This window comes from Aurantiacibacter gangjinensis (assembly GCF_001886695.1).
GTDB lineage: Bacteria > Pseudomonadota > Alphaproteobacteria > Sphingomonadales > Sphingomonadaceae > Alteraurantiacibacter > Alteraurantiacibacter gangjinensis.
The window spans coordinates 1,419,064-1,438,210 of sequence record NZ_CP018097.1 but is presented as its reverse complement, the minus strand read 5'-3'; the positions used below and the strand labels follow the sequence as shown (position 1 = coordinate 1,438,210).

The following is a 19,147-nucleotide window of genomic DNA, read 5'->3' as shown; positions in this document are numbered from 1 at the left end:
GCGCCCTAGCCCGCCAGCCCGCGCCTTTCCAGCCAGCTTCGCGCGTCGCGCTCGCCCTGGTCCCAAGTCTCATCGACCTTGGACCGTTCGCTGAAATCGATCTTGTCTGCAGGCACTTCTTCGCTGGGCTGAATGTAGAAGCGTCGATCGTTCTGCGGCAGGTCGTCATATAGGCTGGTCATCAGGAAGAGCGTGCGGCCTTCATCGGGCTCTGGCGGCGGCGCCTTGTCACACATGCCGCCATCCAGCACACGCTTGCCGTTCCATTCAGGAACATCGAACACCGGCGGGATCGTGGCCGCTGCGCAGATCAGATCCACCAGCGTGCCGTCGCGCGCCGCCTGCCGCGCATCGACGCGCAAGGGTTGCAGCCCGACAGCGCGCGGCCAGCGCAGATGTGGATGAGAGTGGACCTTCTTCTCGGCAAAATAGGCCGCGCCCGACAGCATCACATAGATGCGCGGCGGCACCCATTGCGGCGGCAGACCCAGCACGACCTGAAAATCCGGACCGTCTGCAATAGCGTCTATCGCTTCGGCATCGAGCGTTTCCTCCACCACCGCCCGGTACATCTCCTGATGCGGCGTGAAGTTGGATTTATCGGCATCGACATTCGAATCGTTGCCCGCAAAGGCTTCGCCCATCACGCGGCGTAGCTTATGGTCGCGCCGTGCGATCCATGCAGCGGAAGACAGCGCACCGCCCGATACGCAGCTGATGCGTTTCGGTTGCATTTGCAGCGCATTGCCCGCCACGGCCAGAAAGCCGCCATGCCAGAAACAGCGAATGCCGCCGCCTGCGAAAACCAGCTGCTCGAAGTGGAAGGGCGGTGCCCAATCGTCTGACATGTCTTTCCTTACGGGCGGCGGTGACTATCTGTCACCCATGGTTTCAGGACAACTCACCAATCGCGCCGTGGTTCGCGTATCTCCCCGCGACGAACAAGAGGATGCCGCCGCCTTCCTGCAAGGCCTGCTGACCAACGATGTGGCGGGCGAGACACCCTTCTATGCCGCGTTGCTGACGGCGCAGGGCAAGACCATGTTCGACATGCTGGTGTGGCATGACGGCCGCGACGTGCTGCTGGATTGCGAGGCCGAGCTGGCGGAGGAGCTGGCCAAGCGCCTCTCGCTCTACCGTCTGCGCCGCGCCATCGATATCGGCGTGGACGAAAGGCGTTGCGTTTTTTGGAGTCGGGAGGCGTTACCAAACGGATATTTGCCGAACAGATGGGTGCCTTTGACGCCCGCAACGCTTGTATCTCTAGACCCCCGCCTGAAGGACTTAGGGCATCGTTGGATCGACATTCCCCAGTCAGACGACATCTCCATCGACGATGCCTACCGCGCGCATCGTCTTTCGCTCGGCGTGCCTGAGGGGCGCAACGAGCTGGGCGACATCCTCTGGCTGGAAACCAATGCGGTGGAGCTGAACGGCGTCAGCTTCACCAAAGGGTGCTATATCGGGCAGGAGAATACGGCGCGGATGAATTGGCGGCAGAAGGTCAATCGCCGGCTCATCGTCGTGCCAATGGACCGATCGGAAGAAAAGCGCCGCAAGGCTGCGCATGACGATCTCGGCCTGGCCATCGATCACCTGCGCGTGGCGGATATTCCGGACGAGCTCGCGCCGGACTGGCTGGACCTTTCCGAGAGCGGTTAAACCGCGAAGCCGTGCGCCTCAAAGGCTGCGCGCATCATCGCCTCGGCCCGGTCGCGCGCAACGGAGCGGCGCACTTGTAGCGAATCGGCCAGCTGCTCGCCCAGCAGGGCATCGCCCATGGCCAGCAGCACAAGCGTAAACGTGGTTTCGTGCATGCGCGGATTGTCGCCATGCGCGGCCTCTTCAGGCGCAAGATCGTGCACCACGCGGTGCACCGCTTCCACGATGGGATCGAGCGCATCCTCATTGCCCGAGGCGAGCATCCAGCTCGCCAGCGCGCCGCCGCCTTCGGGGCCGAAAGCATCGAATGTCAGGTCCACCACTTCGCGTACGCTGCCGATTCCCGCCCGCGTTGCGCGCACGGCATCGGCGATGGTATCGCACACGGTCTGGCCGAGGTGCTTGCCCAGCTCTTTCTGCAGGCCCGCGGCGCTACCGAAATGATGCAGCAGATTTGCATGAGTGCGCCCGATGCGCCCGGCCACGGCTTTCAACGTGACAGCCTGCGGCCCCGCCTCGATCAGCAATTGGCGCGCGGCTTCCAGCGCCTGTGCGCGGCTTTCTTCGGGACTGAGACGTTTTCTCGTGGCCACCTGTCACGGTTTCCTTATTGACAGTGATGTAAGTTTCATTCACATACGCTTCGACAAAGACGGTCTATTGGGACGTTCTATTCGGAAAGCGATCATGTCTGCAAACAGCCATCGCAAAGCAAGCCCGCACGACGTGCCTATCACCGTGCGCGACTATCGCTTCGGTCGCGACACCACGCGGCAAAAGGGTCACGATCCGGTGGCCGCCGCCTGGTTTCTCGCACTGTCCTCCTCTTTCCCGCGCGGCGAAGCGATGTTCATCGCCGCGGTGAAGCATTTCCGCGACGATGCGCCTGCCCGCTTGCAGCGGGAAATCCGCGCTTTCATCCAGCAGGAAGTCAACCACAGCCGCGAGCACCTTGCTTTCAACAAGCTGGCGCGCGAGGCTGGCTATGACACGCGCATCGTCGATGCCCGCATCGCCGCCCTCGTGGACGAGGCGCTGGCAAAGCCGCCAATGGTGCAGCTGGCCGTCACCATGGCGCTGGAGCATTTCACCGCCATTATCGCGCATCGTTTCCTGTCCGAGCCCGACAGTCTTACCTCCGATGGCATTGGCGATCCGGAATTGTGGCGCTGGCATGCCGTGGAAGAGATCGAGCACAAAGGCGTCGCTTTCGACACCTGGCTGCACGCGACGCGCAACTGGTCGGACCGCAAGCGATACCTCGTGCGCTGCCTCGTCATGCTGCGCACCAGCAAGCGGTTTATCAGCAACCGCGTGCGCGATTCGCTGGAACTGATGGCGCAGGACGGGCTGACCGGCTGGCGCGCGCGCTGGCAGCTATTCGCGTATCTCACGGGCAAACCGGGCCTGCTGCGGCGAATCTTTCCGGCATGGCTCAGCTATTTCCGGCCCGGCTTCCACCCTTGGGACCATGACGACCGCGCGCTGATCGCCAAATACGATAGCCCCTTTCAGGATGCCAACCTGGCGGCCATACCTGCCGAATAGGCGCTATTCGCATCGCCTTCTGAGAGAAATGGCGCGCCACCCGTATCAGGCGGCGCACGACAGCTCGAAAGATCAGCGTTCCTCTGTCAGAGAGCAGGCATACTGCACCAGCGGAGCGTCACCTCCACGCGCGAGGCTGTGGCGCATCACGACCGAGCCCGTGGCGCGAAAACCCAGTTTTCGCAAGACCGCGCCCGATGCAGGATTGTCCGCGAAATGGCCGGCGACGAGGCGGGTGTGGCCGAGCATGCGCCCGATGGCGAGCAGGCCGCGCCCCGCTTCGGTTGCAATACCCTGCCCCCAATAGGCACGGGCGATCCAGTATCCGATCTCCACATCCTCGCCATCCAAGCCGAAGCCGACCGAGCCGATAACGCCCGCATCGGGAAGATGGATGAGGAAATGCGGCACGCGCGGGTCCTGTGCGATACTTGCGAAGGCACGCGCATCGTCCATTTCGTAGGGCCACGGTGCGCGGGCCAGGTTGCGAACGATTTCGCGCTCGGCAATGCCGTCCAGTATCGCTGCAGCATCCTCGCTCCAGGCAGGCCGCAGGAACAGCCGATCGGTACGTATGAACATCGTCTCTCTCCCCTTCGAACGGGAGCCCGCCTCCAGTGGGCCGCCGAACAGAACAGAAGGAGAATCAAAAAAGGAGACGGGGCGGCCCCATCTCCTTCCAATTTTCCGGTTCTCTTGTGAGGTCCGGAAGGGGCCATCCCGGTGGATGAGCCCCTTTATCGGTTCATCCGGTTATTCGGCTGCTTCTGCCATGGCATCGACTGACACATATTTGCGGCCAAGCTTGCCATCGTGAAAGCGCACGACGCCTTCGACGAGCGAGAACAGCGTGTGGTCCTTGCCAATGCCGACATTGACGCCTGGATAGACCTTCGTGCCACGCTGACGCATGATAATGTTGCCGCCGATCACGTGCTGACCGCCGAACTTCTTCACACCAAGGCGACGACCGGCTGAGTCGCGACCGTTACGCGATGAACCACCAGCTTTTTTATGTGCCATTGTGTCTTGCTCCGTATTCGTGCCGCAATTGCGGTCTTACTTCTTGTCAGCCGACTTCTTGGTGGCAGCGACCTTCTTGGGCGCGGCCTTCTTGGCGGCGGGTTTCTTCTCAGCAGCTTCCTTCTTGGGAGCGGCCTTCTTTTCGGCAGGCTTTTTGGCCGGAGCCTTCTTCTCGGCAGCTTCCTTCTTGGGAGCAGCCTTGGCTTCGGTCTCGTCCTTCTTGGCAGCAGCCTTCTTGGCCGGCGCCTTCTTGCCTTCGCCCACGGCCGTGATGCGCAGCAGGGTCATCTGCTGGCGGTGGCCGTTCTTGCGGCGATAATTATGACGGCGACGCTTCTTGAAAACCGTCACCTTCTCGCTCTTCGCCTGCGCGATGATCTCGGCCGAAACCGTTACCTTGGCGGCATCGGCCATGTCGCCGCCGTCACCGGCCAGCAAAACATCGCCCAGCGTGACCGAGTCACCGGCTTCACCCGCCAGCTTCTCGACTGCGATCTTGTCTCCTTCGGCGACGCGATACTGCTTGCCGCCCGTGCGCACTACTGCGAACATGGTGCTCAAATCCGTTTCTTCTGGTGTCTTTACCCCTCGTCCCGACAGCAGCCGATTCGAGGCAACGACAAAAAAGGCGCCCACAGGGCACCGGAAAGAGCGCTGCCGTTAGGCCAAGCTCTTGGGGCTGTCAACCGCAAGCTTGGCGAAATCGCGACCAAAAAGCACTCTGGAAAGCCCTGCTGGGCAAAGGTAGGGAAGAGGCACGATGATGCAAGCCAATCGCCTCGCTCCACTCGCGCTGATCGCCATGCTGGGCGCGTGCGCTGCGCCTGAGGGAGAGTACCCCTCTCTTGCCATTCGCGATGTGGAGCGGCTTAACGGCACGTTTGAACCGGCCCCGCCGCCCGAACCGCCTGCTCTTACGCCCGAAGCAGTCGCCGATATCGACAGCCTGCTGGCCCGTGCGCGGGCCGCCCATGCCGAATTTACCGAAGCCGTCCCCGCCGCCCGCACCCGCGCCCAGCGCGCATCGGGCGCAGCGCGCGGCAGCGAGGCGTGGAGCGTCGCGCAAGTCGCCATTGCCGGGCTGGAAAGCAGCCGCAGCGAAGCGATGATCGCGCTGGCCGATCTCGACCGGCTGTATGTCGCCGCCATGACCGACGCAGTGGCCGTGGCGCCGATCGATGCGGCTCGCAACGAAGTGGATGCACAGGTGGTCGAGCAGAACGCCGTAATCGAAGCTCTGCTCGCCAATCTGGCGCAATGACGCTGGAATGCGCCACCTGCCCGGTGCGCGACAGCGCGGCCTGCGCCGTGCTTTCCGAAGAAGACCGCGAAAAGCTGGCGCGCGCGGGACGCACACGAGAACTCTCCCGCGGTGAGGTGCTTTTCGCGGCTGGCGAGGCCGATACTGTGTGCGCCACGCTGCTGACGGGCGCGCTGAAAGTCACCAGTCACGATGCCGACGGGCATGAACGCATTCTCGCGCTGATTCATCCCTCGGGCTTTATCGGCGAAATGTTCTCGCCCTTCACTTCGCACGATGTCGTGGCCCTCACCAAGTCCCGCCTATGCATATTCGCAAAGGCCGATATGGAAGCCGCGCTGGAACGGCATCCCGAACTCTTGCGCGCTTTGCTCCGCCGTTCGCAGGAAGACCTGCACCGCTCGCGCATGCTGCTCAGCCTCGGCTCGGGCCGCAGCGCGCAAGACCAGGTAGGCGGCCTGTTGCTGGCATTGGCGCAGGCTGCCAGCACATCGCCCTGCCATCCGGCGCGGACTTTCGAGCTGCCGATCACGCGCGGCGAGATGGCCAGCATGCTCGGCCTCACCATCGAAACCGTCAGCCGCGCCATCACCACGCTGGAACGCGAGGGCACGATCAGGCGCAACGGAACGCGCGGGATCGAACTGGTCGACCCCGCGCGTCTGGAGGATCTGGTCTGATCCGTTGTTCGGTTTTCAGACCAGTGCGGCGATGGTGACCACCGCCACTCCCCACAGGAAGATAAGGATAGGCAGGATCAGCACCTGCACCGTGGCGGCACCTGCCGTGCTGTGGCCGCTGCCGGTCATGATGCCATCCTGCCGGAAGCGGCCCCATGTGATCGCCTTGCTGCGCGTGGCCGGGTTGAGCCGCGTCCAGATGGCAGGGACGCCGAAGCCGGCGACCACGAACAGCACGAAGATGGCGGTCGGCAGAATCATTTCCGGGTGGCTGAAGCCGGTCGCCATCAGGGCGATATAGGCGAGAAAAATCCCGACGGTCGCGGCGTAGAGGCCGGTCGGCAATTCGAACGTGCGGTCCACCTCATGCGCGGGGCGCGGAGCCTCCACAACATCGGCGAATTCGATAATCTGCTCTTTGGTAATACGCTCGGCCATGGCCGGTCTCCTTCTTCCTGTGAGAGAAGGATTAGGCCGAATCGCGCGATGCCGCCTTGATCTGGATCAAACGTCCCAATTTTCCATATGCGCGTAATCGTCGGCGTGCGGTTCGATCCAGTGCCAGCCATCGGAGCGCTTCTCGCGTTTCCAGAACCAGCTGCGCGCCTTGAGGTGGTCCATGCAGAAATCGACCGCATCGAAGGCGGCGCGGCGGTGCGCGGCGGCAGCAGCGACCAGGACGATGGGCGCCCCAGGGCGCATATGGCCGATGCGGTGATGCATTAGCAGGCCATCGAGCGGCCAGCGCTCGCTCGCCGCCTCGGCAAGGGTTTCCATGCCAGGCAGTGTGAGCGGTGCGTAATGGGTGAGGTGGAGGACTTTCACGTCGCCATCGGGCCGCACCTTGCCGACGAAACTGGCAATCGCGCCCGCCTCCGGATGCGCCTTGGCGAACAGGCCCAGCGTCTTTCCGGCTGAGAAGCCTTTCTCCAACAGGGCAATGTCGCGCGCCATGTCAGCCGCCGCTGACGGGCGGCAGCAGCGCGATCTCCGCACCGTCTTTCGCGTCGAGGGCGGTTTTGTCGGCCAGCAAGGTGCCGTTCACAGCAATCCGCACCGTATCGGCAGTCACGGCCTGGGCCAGATCGGGTTCGAGACTGGCAAGCAGTTGTGCCCAATCGAGCGGAGCGGGCACTTCGCGCGATGGCTCGCCCGCATGGTCCGCAAGTTTGCCGAGAAAGACGATGGTAATCGCCATCATCCGCCCGTCATCGACATATGCCGCGGCTGCGCCGGTGCTTCGCCGGGCGCGATGCGGAAAGTGTGGCGTTCGGGCTTGATCCGCATCGCCTCGTCCAGCGCGGCGGCGAGGTTCTCCTCCGGCGCATCGGAGCGCATGGCGGCGCGCAGGTCCACCTTTTCCGCGCCGCCGAGGCAGGCATAAAGCTGGCCCGTCGCGGTCACGCGGATGCGGTTGCAGCTGGCGCAGAAATTGTTGGTTAGCGGGGTAATGAAGCCCAGCCGCCCGCCCGTTTCCTCCACGCGCACATAGCGCGCAGGCCCGCCGGTACGATATGTGCTGTCAGTCAGGGTGAAGCGCTGCTCCAGCTGCTCTCGCACCTCGGTCAGCGGCAGATAGTGGTCCACGCGCTCGCCATCCACTTCACCCAGCGGCATGACCTCGATCAGCGTCATGTCGTGGCCCGCACCGTGCGCCCACTCGACGAGTGCCGGAATTTCGACATCGTTGATGCCCTTCAATCCGACAGTGTTGATTTTGACAGAAAGCCCCACGCGCTGCGCCTCCGCGATGCCATGCATCACATCGTCCAGCCGGTCGCGCCGCGAAAGCGTTTCGAACCGTTCACTGTCGAGCGTATCCAGACTGACATTCACGCGCCGCACGCCTGCTTCGAACAGCGGCCCGGCAAACTCCGCCAGCCGGGTGCCGTTGGTCGTAAGAGTCAGCTCGTCCAGACCGTCTCCCAGCCTGCGGCCCAGCGCGCGTACCAGATCGATCATGTCGCGGCGCACCAGCGGCTCGCCGCCGGTCAGGCGGATTTTGGTCACGCCCCGCTCGACGAAGGCAAGCGAGAGACGATACAGCTCTTCGAGGCTCAGGACCTCTTTCTTCGGCAAGAACTGCATGCGCTCGGGCATGCAATAGGCGCATCGCAGGTCGCAGCGATCCGTCACTGAAAGGCGCAGATAGGTGATGCGGCGATCAAAGGCGTCGATCAGGGGGCGCTGGCAGCTCATGCCGCGTCATCCGTCGTAAAGAGCTGCGCGGTTACACCGGGCGCGCTATCGAGGAAGGCGCATACCGCATCGCAAGCCTCGCCATCGGGCCCTATCACGGCGTTGAGGCGGCACGGCGCAGCCTCGCGCGCAAGCTCCTCGATGGCGGCTTTGCGCCAGCTGTCATGAGCATGGTCTGCATGGTCGAGCAGCACGGCTATATCGGCGCCGGACTGGCGGCGCACTTGCGGCACGATGCGCGAATGGAAAGCGGCGGCGGCATCGAGCGGCGTATCGGGCAGGTCGCGGGCTACGATGCGCACCAGCGCCATCAGCGCCGTTCCCTCACCAGCGTGATGCCGATCTGCTCATCCGCCTCTGACAGAGCCAGCTTCACGATCTTGACGCTGATCTCTTCCAGCCGCTCGTCCTGCAGGAACAGCGTCTCGCAAACATGGTCCGCCACCGCTTCTATCAGCTTGTAATGCCGCGTGCCGAGCGCTTCGGAGCAAGCGAATTTCAAATCCATGTAATTCTTGGACTGCTCCAGCGGCGTATCGGGATCGTAGCGATCTAGCGCCTTCAGTTTCGCCCGCACGGTGAAGCGCAGCGGCTGCGGCTTGCCGGTTTCTTCCGAATAGATGCCGGTGTGCACGTCATGCACGAAATCGGCGAGTTCGAGATGGAGGCTGTCGGCCATGGTGCATGCAATACCGCGCTCGCTCCGCATGGCAAGCCAAGCCGCGCCTCGCCTTGCGCCATTGACCGGATAGCCGCCCGCCGCCATGGCTGGCACAGCGAATTTCACAGGAGAGCCGCGATGAGCGAGCCGACGACGACCGAGACCACCGCAACCCCGACTGCGACCGCGACTGGCGACACGGCTGCGAAAAAGCGCACCGCCAGCTTCTATATCGGCGCCTTTGCACTGGGCGGAGCGCTTCTGGCCGTCGCCATCGCGCTCATCATGCTGACCCTCGCGCGCTACGGCGTGATCGGCAAGCTGACCGGCTTCCAATGGTATGTCTACGCGACTTACATCGCCGGGGCATCGGCGGTGATAGGCCTGGTCGGCTTGTTGCTGGCATACATCCTGAAAAGCCGCGGCCGTCGCCGCTCCGCAGGCGCGCTGGTGGTGGGCCTCGCGATGGTCGGCATTTTCTACGTCATGGTGCTGCGCCCTGCGCAGAGCGCGCCTTTCCTGCATGATGTGACCACCGATATCGACGATCCGCCGCAATTCAGCGCCATCACGCTGCGCGAGGACAATCTCGACCAGTTCGAAGGCAGCGAGGAAGCTTGGAAATCCGCGCACCGCGAGGGCTATCCGACGCTCGGCCCGGTCATCATCGACAAGCTGCCCGAACTGGTGATCGCCGATGCCCGCGCCATCGCCGAAGAGCGAGGCTGGGACATTGTCGAATTCGATCCCGAAGCGGGCCGTCTGGAAGCCGTCGCCTATGCAGGCTTCATCCGCTTCAAGGACGATGTGCTGGTGGAAGCGACCGCCATCGCCGATGGCAGCACGCGGGTGGACATGCGCTCGGTCAGCCAGGTGGGCGGCAGCGATCTGGGCTATAATGCCGACCGCATCCGTAGCTTCATGGCGGAGTTGCAGACGGCCGAATAGGAGGCGTCAGGCAGCCGGGCAGGCTTCCCTTACCGCCGGCAGCAAGCGCTCCATCGTTTCGATTTCTGTGCCCCAAACCTGCAACTCGCCTCCAAGTATCGGCTCGTAGACCCTCGGTTCGGAAATGATTTCGTCGGCCAAGCGCAGAACAATAACGTCTCCGATGGCCGCTGTGGTCATCTCGGCAACTTTCGCCGCCGCTTCGGGCGAGAATGTCAGCAGCAGGAGCATCTGACCGGAAGCTTCGTCCTGTTCGATACGCGCATCAGTCACGGTATCGGCGCACAGGCGAAGCGAGCCGAAGCGCGCATCTTGGTCTGACTCCTGCCCGTGAGTCGGCGTTGCGAGTGGCAGGCTCAGCAATGCTGCTGCAATGACGCGCATCATCCCTTAGCACTCCACCGCGCGAAAATCGCCGTGGGGAGAAGGCGGCCGTTTTCGCCTTCTTCGCGGATGGCGAGATCGCCATGTTCGATGGTGCCAGGCAGGTCGGCGAACACTTCCTCCACCAGTCCGGCGATGGCGAGGCTGCTCATGCGCACGGCGTAGACGGTGAGGAACAGGAAGCGGCTGTTGCCATCGAGCAGTTGGCGGCAATCGCGGATGAGGTCGGGCAGACCTTCCTCCAGCCGCCACGTCTCGTTTTTGGGGCCGCGACCGAATTTCGGCGGATCGAGGATGATGCCGTCATAGCGATTGCCACGTCGCACCTCACGCGCGGTGAACTTGGCGGCATCGTCCACCAGCCAGCGAATGGGGCGGTCCTCCATTCCGGAAAGCACGGCGTTCTCCCGCGCCTGCGCAACCGATTTCTTGCTCGCATCGACATGCGTCACGCGGCCGTGGCGCGACAGGGCGAGCGAGCCGACGCCGGTATAGCCGAAGAGGTTCAGCGTCTCCGCATCCTCGCGGCCTGCCAACTGCTCGCGCATCCAGTTCCACACCGGCGCCATGTCGGGGAAGAAGGCGAGGTGACGAAACGGCGTAGGCTGCGCGGTGAAGCTCACATCGTCCCAGCTTACGGGCCAGCCGCCTTCGGGCAAATGCGGGGCGGGCGTCCAGCGACCGCCGCCATCCTCGTCCGAGCCCGGAATGAATTCGCTATCGGCCTGCCAGCCATCGCCGCCGTGGCGCGGGGTCCACATGGCCTGCGGTTCGGGACGGATGAAGCGATGCGGACCGAAGCTTTCAAGCTTGCGACCATGGCCGCTATCCAGCAGGCGATAGCCGTCCCAGCCCTCGCCTTCCATCACCACGGGTTCGCGCACCAGTTTCGCCATCAGGCGCTCCGCGTAGCATGCTCGCGGATGAAGTCACGCACGGCCTCGTAATCCCCCGGCAAAGCCGTGTAGCGCTCCTCCCGCTCGAACAGGTCGCCCACCCTCTCCGGCAGCTCTGGCCGGATCCCGGTTGCCGCTTCTACCGCATCGGGAAACTTCGCGGGATGCGCCGTCGCCAGCGTCACCACCGGGATGCCCGGCCCCACGCCCGCCTTGCGCGCTGCGGCAAGGCCGATGGCGGTGTGCGGATCGAGCACTTCGCCGCATTCCGCCTTCGCCCACGCCATTGCCTCGGCAGTCGCGTCTTCGTCCACCCTTTCCGAAGCGAAGAGTGCGCTCGCTCCCTCCCGCTGCGCGTTGGTGAGATGCATGCTCCGCTCCGCTTCGAAGCCTCGCATCTGCGCGGCGATGGCAGCACCATCGCGTCCGCCCAGATCGAAGAGCAGTCGCTCGAAATTGGAGCTGACCTGGATATCCATGCTGGGTGATTGCGTCGGCGTGACATCGCCCGCCGAATAGTCGCCGGTCGAGAGCGCGCGGTGGATAATATCGTTGACATTCGTCGCCACGATCAGCCGCTCTATCGGCAGGCCCATTTTCGCCGCGACATAGCCTGCAAACACGTCGCCGAAATTGCCCGTCGGTACGCTGAAGGCGACCTTGCGGCTGGGCGCGCCCAATTGCAGCGCGGCGGCAAAGTAATACACGACCTGCGCCATCAGCCGGGCCCAGTTGATCGAATTGACCGCGCCGATGCGATAATCGCCGGTCATATCGGGATCGACGAACATGCGCTTCACCATGGCCTGCGCGTCGTCGAAGCTGCCCTTGATCGCGATGTTGTGCACATTGTCCGCGTGGACCGTGGTCATCTGGCGTCGCTGCACCTCACTGACGCGGCCCTCTGGGTGCAGCATGAAAATATCGATCCGCTCGCGCCCCGCCACGCCGTCGATCGCGGCGCTGCCGGTATCGCCGCTGGTCGCGCCGACGATGGTCAGGTGGTCATCGGTTTTAGAAAGGAAATGCTCGAACAGGCCGCCGAGCAATTGCAGCGCCACGTCCTTGAAGGCGAGCGTCGGACCATGAAACAGCTCCAGCAGGTGATGCTGGTGGTCGAGCTGCACAAGCGGGGTAACGGCGCGGTGGGCGAAACGACCATAGGCTTTCTCGCACAGGTCGTGCAGTTCGCTCTCGGACAGGCTGCCCTCGACGAAAGGTGTCATCACCCGCACTGCCAGCTCGACATAGGTCAGGCCGGACATTTGCTGGATCTCGAACCCGGAAAAACTTGGCCATTCTTCGGGCAGATACAGTCCGCCATCGCTGGCAAGGCCTGCCAGCGTTACGCCTTCAAAATCGAGTTGCGGTGCATCGGCGCGGGTGGAGATGTATCGCATAGCATTCCGGCGGGTAGCTTGGCGCGCCGGACCTCGCAAGAAAGCAGTGTTTCGCGAGCGCGCAGTCAGCCTTGGTCGCGCCAGCGGCGGCGCAGGGCGAGCCAGTAGATGACAAGCGATGTCAGCGCGAAGAAGAACCACTGCCCGGCATAGGCGAGATGGTTATTAGGCAGGTCGCCCGGATCGGGGCGAGCCAGCGCCTCCAACCCAGCTTGCGGCTGGGTCAGAACCACCTCGTAATCATCGCCCGCAGGGGCGAGAACGCCGATCACGACGTCGCCCGACCATTCGGGCTCCTGCGGCCCGCGCGACCAGCCTATAGTGGCATGGATATCGGGGCTGTCCGGGTCGGGCTCGCCATTCATGCCGAAGGGCGATTGCTGGCAGAGGTATCTGTGCGCATAACCGGAATGGCCATTTTCGCTGCGCCCCGCCACGCCGCGCCATCGCCGCGCATTGCTGCAGTCCATCCGCACGGTCCGGAAAAGCAGGCTCTCGAAACGCGAAGGATCGCGAAACAGCGCCGCATCGGGAAAACGCTCTATCGTCGGCAGGTCCGCTGCGACGGCGTATTGCGCGATCTGCGCCGCCTTCTCTTCCCGGCGATCCAGCTGCCAGAAGCCAAGAACCACCATGACCGCCGCCGCGGCGACCACGATGATCGTGGCGATAATCGGGATGCGGCGCGCGCTCATGACCTATCCTCGACAAAGGAAAGGGCGACCGCGCTGAGTGCGGGCCGCCCCTTCGAAAAATCTGCGATTTTCGTCACGAACCTAGTGAACGGTCGCGCCCCAGCCGCCCCAGACGTAAACGGTCACGAAGAGGAACAGCCACACCACGTCGACGAAGTGCCAGTACCAAGCCGCCGCTTCGAAGCCGAAGTGCTGGCGCGGTGTGAAGTGGCCCTTATAGGTGCGCGCGAGGCACACGATCAGGAAGATCGTGCCGACCAGGACGTGGAAGCCGTGGAAACCGGTCGCCATATAAAAGGCGCTGGAATAGGTGTTGCCGCCGAAGCCGAAGGCCGCGTGGCTGTATTCGTAAGCCTGGATGGCGGTAAACAGCACGCCAAGCGCGATGGTGTACCACAGGCCCTTCTTCAGACCTTCACGGTCGCCATTGATCAGGGAGTGGTGCGCATAGGTCACCGTAGTGCCGGAGCACAGCAGGATCAGCGTATTGAGCAGGGGAAGCTCAAAAGCCGGCAGCACTTCGATGCCGTCCGGCGGGAACTGCACCAGCGCAGCCGCGCCTTCCTGGCCGATCAGGTTCTGCCAGATGCCTTCGTCCACCATTTCCAGCGGCGCGGGGAACAGCGCGAAATCGAACCAAGCCCAGAACCAGCCGACGAAGAACATGACTTCGGACGCGATGAACAGGATCATGCCGTAACGCATGTGCAGCTGCACGACGGGTGTATGATCGCCGCCTTCGGCCTCGTTCACGACCTTGGCGAACCAGCCCCAGAAGGTGGCGATCAGGCCGGCAATTCCCAGACCCAGCACGATGCGCCAGGCATCGCCGAAATAGTCATCGTGCATCATCAGCACCATGCCGCTGGTGAAGATCAGCGCGGAGAACGCACCGACGATCGGCCAGATGTCGGGGGCTAGGATGTGAAAGTCGTGGTTCTTGGCACCTGCCATGATTCTCGTCCTGATCCTTGGTATTGATGGGCCTGTTAACGCCCGGCGCCCGCTTGGTCCAGAGGCTTAGAGGCCTGTTTCGGTGGGTTCGTCTATGCGGTGGAAGGTGTAGGAGAGGGTGATCTGCTCCACCCCTTGCATGTTCCGATCGTCCAGCGCCGCCGGATCGACATAATAAAGCACGGGCATGCGGATCTCTTCGCCCGGCTGCAGCGTCTGCTCGATGAAGCAGAAGCACTGGATCTTGTGGAAATAGCGGCCTGCCTGTTCGGGCTCCACATTGAAAGTGGCCGTGCCGGTGATCGGCTCGTCCGACGTGTTGCGCGCCATGTAGAACGCCATGTCGCGCTGGCCGATGGCGACGGTATCGGTCCGCTGCACTGGCGTGAAATCCCACGGCATGTCGCGCGCCGTATTGCTGTCGAACCGGATGGAATAGGTCGCCCCGCCCGCGCTTGCTGCCATGCGCGCGGCAAGGTCTGCATCGGCTTCGCTAGCGACCTGCGTTGTGCCGCCAAAGCCCGTCACGCGGCAGAACAGATCGTAAAGCGGCACGGCAGCATAGCCCATGCCCAGCATGCCCGCCGCGATGCCGAAGGCGATCAGCATCGTCTTGCGGTTTTGCGCTTCGAGAGGTTGGCTGGCCATCAGTCGCCGATCCTCACAATGGTGATCGCATACAGCAACACCACGAAGCCAAGCAGCAGCAGGCCGAAGACGGCATTGCGGGCCTTGCGGCGGCGTTCGATTTCTTTCTGGTCGTCAGGGGTCATGCCAGCACCATACGGTCGATCACAAGGGCAGTGAACAGGGCAAAAAGGTACAGTATGGAAAAAGCGAAGAGCCGCTTTTCGGGTTTCATGCCGTCCTCGGGCTGGCTGGAGCGCAAGCCGACCGGCACCGAAAGCGCGACGAAGATGGCGGAAAGGACAAGCGCGCTGATGCCATAAATCGGGCCGGTTTCACCGATGGCCCACGGCACCATGGCTGTGGCGAGAAGCAGGACGGAATAGGCCAACACTTGTCGGCGCGTGGACTTCTCGCCCGCGACCACCGGCATCATCGGAATGCCGGCCTCGGCGTAATCGGTCTTCACGAACAGGGCGAGCGCCCAGAAATGCGGCGGCGTCCAGATAAAGATGATCGCGAACAGCAGCACCGGCATCAGCGTGATTTCGCCGGTGACGGCGATCCAGCCAATCAGCGGCGGAAAGGCCCCTGCCCCGCCGCCGATGACGATGTTCTGCGGCGTGCGCGGCTTGAGCCACATAGTGTAGATGACGGCGTAATAGACAATGCTGATCGCCAGGATAATCGCGGCAAGCCAGTGAATGGCGAGCCCCATGATCATCACCGAAAAGCCCGACAGTACCAGCCCGAAATCGCGCGCATCGCCGCGATCCATCCGCCCTGCGGGCAGCGGGCGCTGGTGGGTGCGCTTCATCTTCGCGTCGAGATCGGCTTCCCACCACTGGTTGAGCGCCGCCGCGCCGCCTGCGCCCATCGCGATACACAGCACGGCGGTGAAGCCGAGCACCGGATGGATGCTACCGGGAGCCGCCAGCAATCCGGCAAGCCCCGTGAAGACCACAAGGCTCATCACCCGCGGCTTCGTCAGCGCGAAGAAATCGCGCCACTCGGCGGGCAATGGGGTGGTGGTGGGGGCAGCGGTGGACACGGGCGGTTACGGTTTCCTGTTTGACGAAGGGGGCGACGCCATTTCTGGCGCGCCCCCTCCCGGTTTTTGTCAGGCGAGAGCCGCGCTGCTTATGCAGTCGCAGGCTTGTCGCTGATGTGATCGTCCGGCGTGTGGTGTTCTTCGATCACCGGCAGCGTTTCGAACTGGTGGAACGGCGGCGGGCTGGAAAGGCTCCATTCCAGCGTCGTCGCGCCCTCGCCCCAGTAGTTGGCGGCTGCACGCTTGCCCACGGTAAAGGCGTAGATGATGTTCGCGAAGAAGATCAGCATCGAGCCTGCCATGATGGCGTAGCCGAAGGTCGCGATCTCATTCCAGTAAGCATACGCCGGTGTGAAATCGGGATAGCGGCGCGGCATGCCCTGCAGGCCGAGGAAGTGCATCGGGAAGAAGATGATGTTCACGCCCACGAAGAACGTCCAGAAATGCAGGTGGCTTAGGAATTCCGAGTGCCAGCGGCCGGACATTTTGGGGAACCAGTAATACCAGCCCGCGAACATCGAGAAGACTGCACCCATCGACAGCACGTAGTGGAAGTGCGCCACCACGTAATAGGTGTCGTGGAGGTTGTCGTCGATGCCGCCATTGGCGAGCACCACGCCGGTCACGCCGCCGACGGTGAACAGGAAGATGAAGCCCATGGCCCAAACCATCGGGGATTTGAACTCGATGGAGCCGCCCCACATGGTGGCGATCCAGCTGAAGATCTTGATACCCGTCGGCACGGCGATCACCATTGTCGCGGCAGTGAAATACATCTTCGTGTTCACGTCGAGGCCGACCGTATACATGTGGTGCGCCCACACGATAAAGCCGACAACACCGATCGCGACCATGGCATAGGCCATGCCGAGATAGCCGAACACCGGCTTGCGGCTGAAGGTCGCGACGATCTGGCTGATCATGCCGAAGCCCGGCAGGATCATGATGTACACTTCGGGGTGGCCGAAGAACCAGAACAGGTGCTGGTAGAGAACCGGGTCACCACCGCCATCGGGGTTGAAGAAGGTCGTGCCGAAATTGCGGTCCGTCAACAGCATGGTGATGGCCGCGGCCAGCACCGGCAGAGCCAGCAGCAGCAGGAAGGCGGTCACCAACACCGACCATACGAACAACGGCATCTTGTGCAGCGTCATGCCGGGGGCACGCATGTTGAAGATGGTGGTAATGAAGTTGGTCGCACCGAGGATCGAGCCGGCACCTGCAAGGTGCAGCGAGAAGATCGCGAAATCGACTGCCGGACCCACGGAGCCCGTCGTTGAAAGCGGTGCATAGACCGTCCAGCCGACACCCGCGCCATAGCCCGTGCCGCCGGGCACGAAGAGCGAGAACAACAGCGAGAGGAAGCCCACCACCGTCAGCCAGAAGCTGATATTGTTCATGCGCGGGAAGGCCATGTCCGGCGCGCCGATCATCAGCGGCACGAACCAGTTTCCGAAACCGCCGATCATGGCAGGCATGACCATGAAGAACACCATGATAAGGCCGTGCGCCGTAATCAGCACGTTCCACATATGGCCCTGCTGGTCGAAGCTTGCGCCGTCGCCGCCCAGGAAATTGACGACATCGCCCATCACCTGCAGGCCGGGAGCGCCAAGCTCCGCACGCATCAGGCCGGAAATGGCACCGCCGATCACACCCGCAATGATCGAGAAGATCAGGTAGAGCGTGCCGATGTCCTTGTGGTTCGTCGACATGAACCAGCGGGCGAAAAAGCCTGGCTTGTGGTCGGCATCGTGGTGATGTCCGCCATGCGCCGTCTTGTCGCCGTCGTGAGCCGGGAAGCCTTCAGCTGTGGTAGCCATGATCGTCAGTACCCTAGTCTAAACGTATTCGTAAAAATCAGGCGGCGTCGGCTTCGGCGGTATCCGCCTCTGCTTCTGCTTCGCCTTCAGCCTCGTCTTCTGCGTCGGCAGCATCTTCTGCTTCGGCAGAGGCAGAGGCAGCATCTTCGGCAGCCGCTTCGGATGCAGCCTGCGCCTCGATCTGCGCGCGGGTCATGCCGCCGGGCTGGGTCTGCACCCATTCGTTGAATTCGGCCAACGGACGCGCCTCGATGGCGATGGGCATATAGCCGTGACGCGCACCGCAAAGCTCCATGCACTGGCCGTAATAGATGCCAGGCTCGTTGATGGTCAGCATCTTTTCGTTGATGCGGCCGGGCACGGCGTCGAGCTTGAACCACAGCGACGGGATACCGAAAGCGTGGATCACGTCGGCGCCGAATGTCTGGATACGCAGCGGCACGCCGACCGGCACGACCATACGGTTGTCCACGGCCAGCTGCGGCGGCAGACCGGCTGCGATGGCATCTTCTTCCGGCATCATGTTGGAGATGACTTCGAACCCGCCATTGTCGGGATATTCATAGCCCCAATACCACTGGTAGCCATTGGCCTTGATCGTGATCGCATCCTCTGGCGGCGACTGGTACTGGCGTGCCAGCAGCGTGATCGAAGGCACGGCAATCACCACGAGGATGATGACCGGAACGACCGTCCAGATCACTTCGATCAGCGTATTGTGGCTGGTCTTGGAAGGCACCGGATTGGCCTTACGGCGATATTTTGCGATCACCCACAGCAGCAGGCCCAGTACAAACAGGCTGATGACCGTGATGATCGGCAGAAGCAGCGCATCGTGCATCCACAATGCGTATTCGCCATTGTCGGTATATTGCGGCTGGAACGTCATCGAGGCCCAGATGTCCTCGTCCGACGCGGTCGGCTCTCCCAGGATCATTTCGGGGCCGTAATAGTCGAAGCCGGATGTGTCAGTTACGGTCTCTTCAGCAGTCAGGCTGGTATCTTCGCCCACGGCTGCGGCAGCATCCTGCGCGGCCGGGTTCGTCTCGACATCGGAAAGATTGTCGCGGAAATCCTGCGCGCTGGCAGGCTGCACCGCCAAGCCCAATGCCGCAATCGCGGCGAGGACCAGGGTGTTGAACTTCTTGCGGGCGAATGCGCCGAAAATCATGTCGTCGATGCTTTCCATTTCTTTCGCGGGCATGAGGTGCCCATCGGGCCGCTTCAGGGCCGCCTCGGCGCGCCTATACGCGCGCTTGCCCCATGCCTCAAGCGCAACTAGGGACTTTTTTCACGCCTGCCCATGCCGCCTTTGGTCCGATATGGAAATCGCGC

At 62.9% G+C, this 19,147-nt stretch carries 26 protein-coding genes; 5 read left to right on the top strand and 21 right to left on the bottom strand.

All coding sequences use genetic code 11. The features are described 5' to 3' along the window. Positions 1-5 precede the first annotated feature (5 nt). Entirely contained in the window at positions 6-848 is an 843-nt protein-coding gene (locus BMF35_RS06985) for a patatin-like phospholipase family protein (protein WP_047007467.1), read from the bottom strand. 37 nt (positions 849-885) lie between these two features. Between BMF35_RS06985 and ygfZ the strand changes: the two genes are divergently transcribed. Further along, the gene (gene ygfZ / locus BMF35_RS06980) at positions 886-1,662 is read left to right on the top strand and encodes a CAF17-like 4Fe-4S cluster assembly/insertion protein YgfZ (RefSeq protein ID WP_047007718.1); all 777 of its coding nucleotides are present in this window, start codon (positions 886-888) and stop codon (positions 1,660-1,662) included. Here ygfZ and BMF35_RS06975 read toward each other — a convergent pair. After that, on the bottom strand, positions 1,659-2,255 hold the full coding sequence (locus tag BMF35_RS06975) for a TetR/AcrR family transcriptional regulator (RefSeq protein WP_047007466.1): 597 nt from the start codon (positions 2,253-2,255) through the stop codon (positions 1,659-1,661). The two genes, ygfZ and BMF35_RS06975, sit on opposite strands and share 4 nt — an antisense overlap. A gap of 94 nt (positions 2,256-2,349) precedes the next feature. On the opposite strand from BMF35_RS06975, the gene BMF35_RS06970 reads away from it, so the two are divergent. Continuing rightward, positions 2,350-3,210 carry a metal-dependent hydrolase gene (locus BMF35_RS06970; RefSeq protein WP_047007465.1) on the top strand — a complete coding sequence of 287 codons (861 nt, stop codon included), beginning with the start codon at positions 2,350-2,352 and terminating at the stop codon, positions 3,208-3,210. A 72-nt stretch (positions 3,211-3,282) separates the two neighbouring features. On the opposite strand, the gene BMF35_RS06965 is transcribed toward BMF35_RS06970, so the two are convergent. From BMF35_RS06965 to rplU, 3 genes are all read right to left on the bottom strand, one after another. After that, positions 3,283-3,792, bottom strand: a complete 510-nt coding sequence (locus tag BMF35_RS06965) for a GNAT family N-acetyltransferase (RefSeq protein ID WP_047007464.1) — start codon at positions 3,790-3,792, stop codon at positions 3,283-3,285. Positions 3,793-3,963: 171 nt separating this feature from the next. Next, positions 3,964-4,233 (bottom strand): 50S ribosomal protein L27, encoded by a 270-nt coding sequence (rpmA, locus tag BMF35_RS06960; RefSeq protein WP_047007463.1) that lies wholly within the window; start codon positions 4,231-4,233, stop codon positions 3,964-3,966. Positions 4,234-4,269: 36 nt separating this feature from the next. Next, a complete protein-coding gene (gene rplU / locus BMF35_RS06955; protein WP_047007462.1) occupies positions 4,270-4,785 on the bottom strand; it encodes a 50S ribosomal protein L21 in 516 nt (171 codons plus the stop codon). A gap of 208 nt (positions 4,786-4,993) precedes the next feature. Between rplU and BMF35_RS06950 the strand changes: the two genes are divergently transcribed. Together BMF35_RS06950 and BMF35_RS06945 are read left to right on the top strand one after the other, a co-directional pair. Next, the gene (locus tag BMF35_RS06950; protein WP_052766113.1) at positions 4,994-5,494 is read left to right on the top strand and encodes a hypothetical protein; all 501 of its coding nucleotides are present in this window, start codon (positions 4,994-4,996) and stop codon (positions 5,492-5,494) included. Then, positions 5,491-6,174: a Crp/Fnr family transcriptional regulator gene (locus BMF35_RS06945; RefSeq protein WP_047007461.1), complete on the top strand. Its 684-nt coding sequence runs from the start codon at positions 5,491-5,493 to the stop codon at positions 6,172-6,174. The genes BMF35_RS06950 and BMF35_RS06945 overlap by 4 nt, the downstream gene beginning before the upstream one ends. A gap of 15 nt (positions 6,175-6,189) precedes the next feature. On the opposite strand, the gene BMF35_RS06940 is transcribed toward BMF35_RS06945, so the two are convergent. The 6 genes from BMF35_RS06940 to BMF35_RS06915 all read right to left on the bottom strand — a co-directional run bounded on the left by BMF35_RS06940 (position 6,190) and on the right by BMF35_RS06915 (position 9,052). Beyond that, complete coding sequence (locus BMF35_RS06940) at positions 6,190-6,612, bottom strand: hypothetical protein (RefSeq protein WP_047007460.1); 423 nt, start codon at positions 6,610-6,612, stop codon at positions 6,190-6,192. 66 nt (positions 6,613-6,678) lie between these two features. Further along, a complete protein-coding gene (locus tag BMF35_RS06935; protein ID WP_047007459.1) occupies positions 6,679-7,128 on the bottom strand; it encodes a molybdenum cofactor biosynthesis protein MoaE in 450 nt (149 codons plus the stop codon). A 1-nt stretch (position 7,129) separates the two neighbouring features. Further along, positions 7,130-7,375, bottom strand: a complete 246-nt coding sequence (locus tag BMF35_RS06930) for a MoaD/ThiS family protein (RefSeq protein WP_236781490.1) — start codon at positions 7,373-7,375, stop codon at positions 7,130-7,132. Next, positions 7,372-8,373 carry a GTP 3',8-cyclase MoaA gene (gene moaA / locus BMF35_RS06925; RefSeq protein WP_047007458.1) on the bottom strand — a complete coding sequence of 334 codons (1,002 nt, stop codon included), beginning with the start codon at positions 8,371-8,373 and terminating at the stop codon, positions 7,372-7,374. Before moaA ends, BMF35_RS06930 begins: the two co-directional genes overlap by 4 nt. Beyond that, a complete protein-coding gene (locus BMF35_RS06920) occupies positions 8,370-8,684 on the bottom strand; it encodes a Rossmann fold domain-containing protein (protein ID WP_047007457.1) in 315 nt (104 codons plus the stop codon). The genes moaA and BMF35_RS06920 overlap by 4 nt, the downstream gene beginning before the upstream one ends. Continuing rightward, positions 8,684-9,052: a dihydroneopterin aldolase gene (locus BMF35_RS06915; RefSeq protein ID WP_047007715.1), complete on the bottom strand. Its 369-nt coding sequence runs from the start codon at positions 9,050-9,052 to the stop codon at positions 8,684-8,686. Before BMF35_RS06915 ends, BMF35_RS06920 begins: the two co-directional genes overlap by 1 nt. A gap of 120 nt (positions 9,053-9,172) precedes the next feature. On the opposite strand from BMF35_RS06915, the gene BMF35_RS06910 reads away from it, so the two are divergent. Then, on the top strand, positions 9,173-9,982 hold the full coding sequence (locus BMF35_RS06910) for a DUF1499 domain-containing protein (protein WP_052766112.1): 810 nt from the start codon (positions 9,173-9,175) through the stop codon (positions 9,980-9,982). A gap of 6 nt (positions 9,983-9,988) precedes the next feature. On the opposite strand, the gene BMF35_RS06905 is transcribed toward BMF35_RS06910, so the two are convergent. The 10 genes from BMF35_RS06905 to coxB all read right to left on the bottom strand — a co-directional run bounded on the left by BMF35_RS06905 (position 9,989) and on the right by coxB (position 19,016). After that, complete coding sequence (locus tag BMF35_RS06905) at positions 9,989-10,369, bottom strand: SecDF P1 head subdomain-containing protein (protein ID WP_047007456.1); 381 nt, start codon at positions 10,367-10,369, stop codon at positions 9,989-9,991. Beyond that, positions 10,366-11,262: a class I SAM-dependent methyltransferase gene (locus tag BMF35_RS06900; RefSeq protein WP_047007455.1), complete on the bottom strand. Its 897-nt coding sequence runs from the start codon at positions 11,260-11,262 to the stop codon at positions 10,366-10,368. The genes BMF35_RS06905 and BMF35_RS06900 overlap by 4 nt, the downstream gene beginning before the upstream one ends. Continuing rightward, positions 11,262-12,662 (bottom strand): threonine synthase, encoded by a 1,401-nt coding sequence (thrC, locus tag BMF35_RS06895; protein WP_047007454.1) that lies wholly within the window; start codon positions 12,660-12,662, stop codon positions 11,262-11,264. Before thrC ends, BMF35_RS06900 begins: the two co-directional genes overlap by 1 nt. A 65-nt stretch (positions 12,663-12,727) precedes the next feature. Continuing rightward, on the bottom strand, positions 12,728-13,357 hold the full coding sequence (locus tag BMF35_RS06890; protein WP_047007453.1) for an SURF1 family cytochrome oxidase biogenesis protein: 630 nt from the start codon (positions 13,355-13,357) through the stop codon (positions 12,728-12,730). Between the two features lie 81 nt (positions 13,358-13,438). After that, on the bottom strand, positions 13,439-14,311 hold the full coding sequence (locus tag BMF35_RS06885; protein WP_047007452.1) for a cytochrome c oxidase subunit 3: 873 nt from the start codon (positions 14,309-14,311) through the stop codon (positions 13,439-13,441). Between the two features lie 66 nt (positions 14,312-14,377). Further along, positions 14,378-14,959 (bottom strand): cytochrome c oxidase assembly protein, encoded by a 582-nt coding sequence (locus BMF35_RS06880; RefSeq protein WP_047007451.1) that lies wholly within the window; start codon positions 14,957-14,959, stop codon positions 14,378-14,380. Beyond that, positions 14,959-15,084 (bottom strand): hypothetical protein, encoded by a 126-nt coding sequence (locus BMF35_RS13945; RefSeq protein ID WP_047007450.1) that lies wholly within the window; start codon positions 15,082-15,084, stop codon positions 14,959-14,961. The genes BMF35_RS06880 and BMF35_RS13945 overlap by 1 nt, the downstream gene beginning before the upstream one ends. Continuing rightward, positions 15,081-15,989, bottom strand: coding sequence for a heme o synthase (locus BMF35_RS06875; RefSeq protein ID WP_047007449.1), 909 nt, complete (start codon positions 15,987-15,989; stop codon positions 15,081-15,083). Before BMF35_RS06875 ends, BMF35_RS13945 begins: the two co-directional genes overlap by 4 nt. Positions 15,990-16,078: 89 nt before the next feature. Next, the gene (gene ctaD, locus BMF35_RS06870) at positions 16,079-17,812 is read right to left on the bottom strand and encodes a cytochrome c oxidase subunit I (protein WP_047007448.1); all 1,734 of its coding nucleotides are present in this window, start codon (positions 17,810-17,812) and stop codon (positions 16,079-16,081) included. 37 nt (positions 17,813-17,849) lie between these two features. After that, the gene (coxB, locus tag BMF35_RS06865; RefSeq protein WP_236781489.1) at positions 17,850-19,016 is read right to left on the bottom strand and encodes a cytochrome c oxidase subunit II; all 1,167 of its coding nucleotides are present in this window, start codon (positions 19,014-19,016) and stop codon (positions 17,850-17,852) included. Between the last annotated feature and the right edge of the window lie 131 nt (positions 19,017-19,147).

What these genes read in the sequence shown, in the direction of transcription:
- BMF35_RS06985 (WP_047007467.1), bottom strand. Translation starts at nt 848, where the DNA reads ATGTCAGACGATTGGGCACCGCCCTTCCACTTCGAGCAGCTGGTTTTC.
- ygfZ (WP_047007718.1), top strand. Translation starts at nt 886, where the DNA reads ATGGTTTCAGGACAACTCACCAATCGCGCCGTGGTTCGCGTATCTCCC.
- BMF35_RS06970 (WP_047007465.1), top strand. Translation starts at nt 2,350, where the DNA reads ATGTCTGCAAACAGCCATCGCAAAGCAAGCCCGCACGACGTGCCTATC.
- BMF35_RS06965 (WP_047007464.1), bottom strand. Translation starts at nt 3,792, where the DNA reads ATGTTCATACGTACCGATCGGCTGTTCCTGCGGCCTGCCTGGAGCGAG.
- rpmA (WP_047007463.1), bottom strand. Translation starts at nt 4,233, where the DNA reads ATGGCACATAAAAAAGCTGGTGGTTCATCGCGTAACGGTCGCGACTCA.
- rplU (WP_047007462.1), bottom strand. Translation starts at nt 4,785, where the DNA reads ATGTTCGCAGTAGTGCGCACGGGCGGCAAGCAGTATCGCGTCGCCGAA.
- BMF35_RS06950 (WP_052766113.1), top strand. Translation starts at nt 4,994, where the DNA reads ATGATGCAAGCCAATCGCCTCGCTCCACTCGCGCTGATCGCCATGCTG.
- BMF35_RS06945 (WP_047007461.1), top strand. Translation starts at nt 5,491, where the DNA reads ATGACGCTGGAATGCGCCACCTGCCCGGTGCGCGACAGCGCGGCCTGC.
- BMF35_RS06940 (WP_047007460.1), bottom strand. Translation starts at nt 6,612, where the DNA reads ATGGCCGAGCGTATTACCAAAGAGCAGATTATCGAATTCGCCGATGTT.
- BMF35_RS06935 (WP_047007459.1), bottom strand. Translation starts at nt 7,128, where the DNA reads ATGGCGCGCGACATTGCCCTGTTGGAGAAAGGCTTCTCAGCCGGAAAG.
- BMF35_RS06930 (WP_236781490.1), bottom strand. Translation starts at nt 7,375, where the DNA reads ATGATGGCGATTACCATCGTCTTTCTCGGCAAACTTGCGGACCATGCG.
- moaA (WP_047007458.1), bottom strand. Translation starts at nt 8,373, where the DNA reads ATGAGCTGCCAGCGCCCCCTGATCGACGCCTTTGATCGCCGCATCACC.
- BMF35_RS06920 (WP_047007457.1), bottom strand. Translation starts at nt 8,684, where the DNA reads ATGGCGCTGGTGCGCATCGTAGCCCGCGACCTGCCCGATACGCCGCTC.
- BMF35_RS06915 (WP_047007715.1), bottom strand. Translation starts at nt 9,052, where the DNA reads ATGGCCGACAGCCTCCATCTCGAACTCGCCGATTTCGTGCATGACGTG.
- BMF35_RS06910 (WP_052766112.1), top strand. Translation starts at nt 9,173, where the DNA reads ATGAGCGAGCCGACGACGACCGAGACCACCGCAACCCCGACTGCGACC.
- BMF35_RS06905 (WP_047007456.1), bottom strand. Translation starts at nt 10,369, where the DNA reads ATGATGCGCGTCATTGCAGCAGCATTGCTGAGCCTGCCACTCGCAACG.
- BMF35_RS06900 (WP_047007455.1), bottom strand. Translation starts at nt 11,262, where the DNA reads ATGGCGAAACTGGTGCGCGAACCCGTGGTGATGGAAGGCGAGGGCTGG.
- thrC (WP_047007454.1), bottom strand. Translation starts at nt 12,662, where the DNA reads ATGCGATACATCTCCACCCGCGCCGATGCACCGCAACTCGATTTTGAA.
- BMF35_RS06890 (WP_047007453.1), bottom strand. Translation starts at nt 13,357, where the DNA reads ATGAGCGCGCGCCGCATCCCGATTATCGCCACGATCATCGTGGTCGCC.
- BMF35_RS06885 (WP_047007452.1), bottom strand. Translation starts at nt 14,311, where the DNA reads ATGGCAGGTGCCAAGAACCACGACTTTCACATCCTAGCCCCCGACATC.
- BMF35_RS06880 (WP_047007451.1), bottom strand. Translation starts at nt 14,959, where the DNA reads ATGGCCAGCCAACCTCTCGAAGCGCAAAACCGCAAGACGATGCTGATC.
- BMF35_RS13945 (WP_047007450.1), bottom strand. Translation starts at nt 15,084, where the DNA reads ATGACCCCTGACGACCAGAAAGAAATCGAACGCCGCCGCAAGGCCCGC.
- ctaD (WP_047007448.1), bottom strand. Translation starts at nt 17,812, where the DNA reads ATGGCTACCACAGCTGAAGGCTTCCCGGCTCACGACGGCGACAAGACG.
- coxB (WP_236781489.1), bottom strand. Translation starts at nt 19,016, where the DNA reads ATGCCCGCGAAAGAAATGGAAAGCATCGACGACATGATTTTCGGCGCA.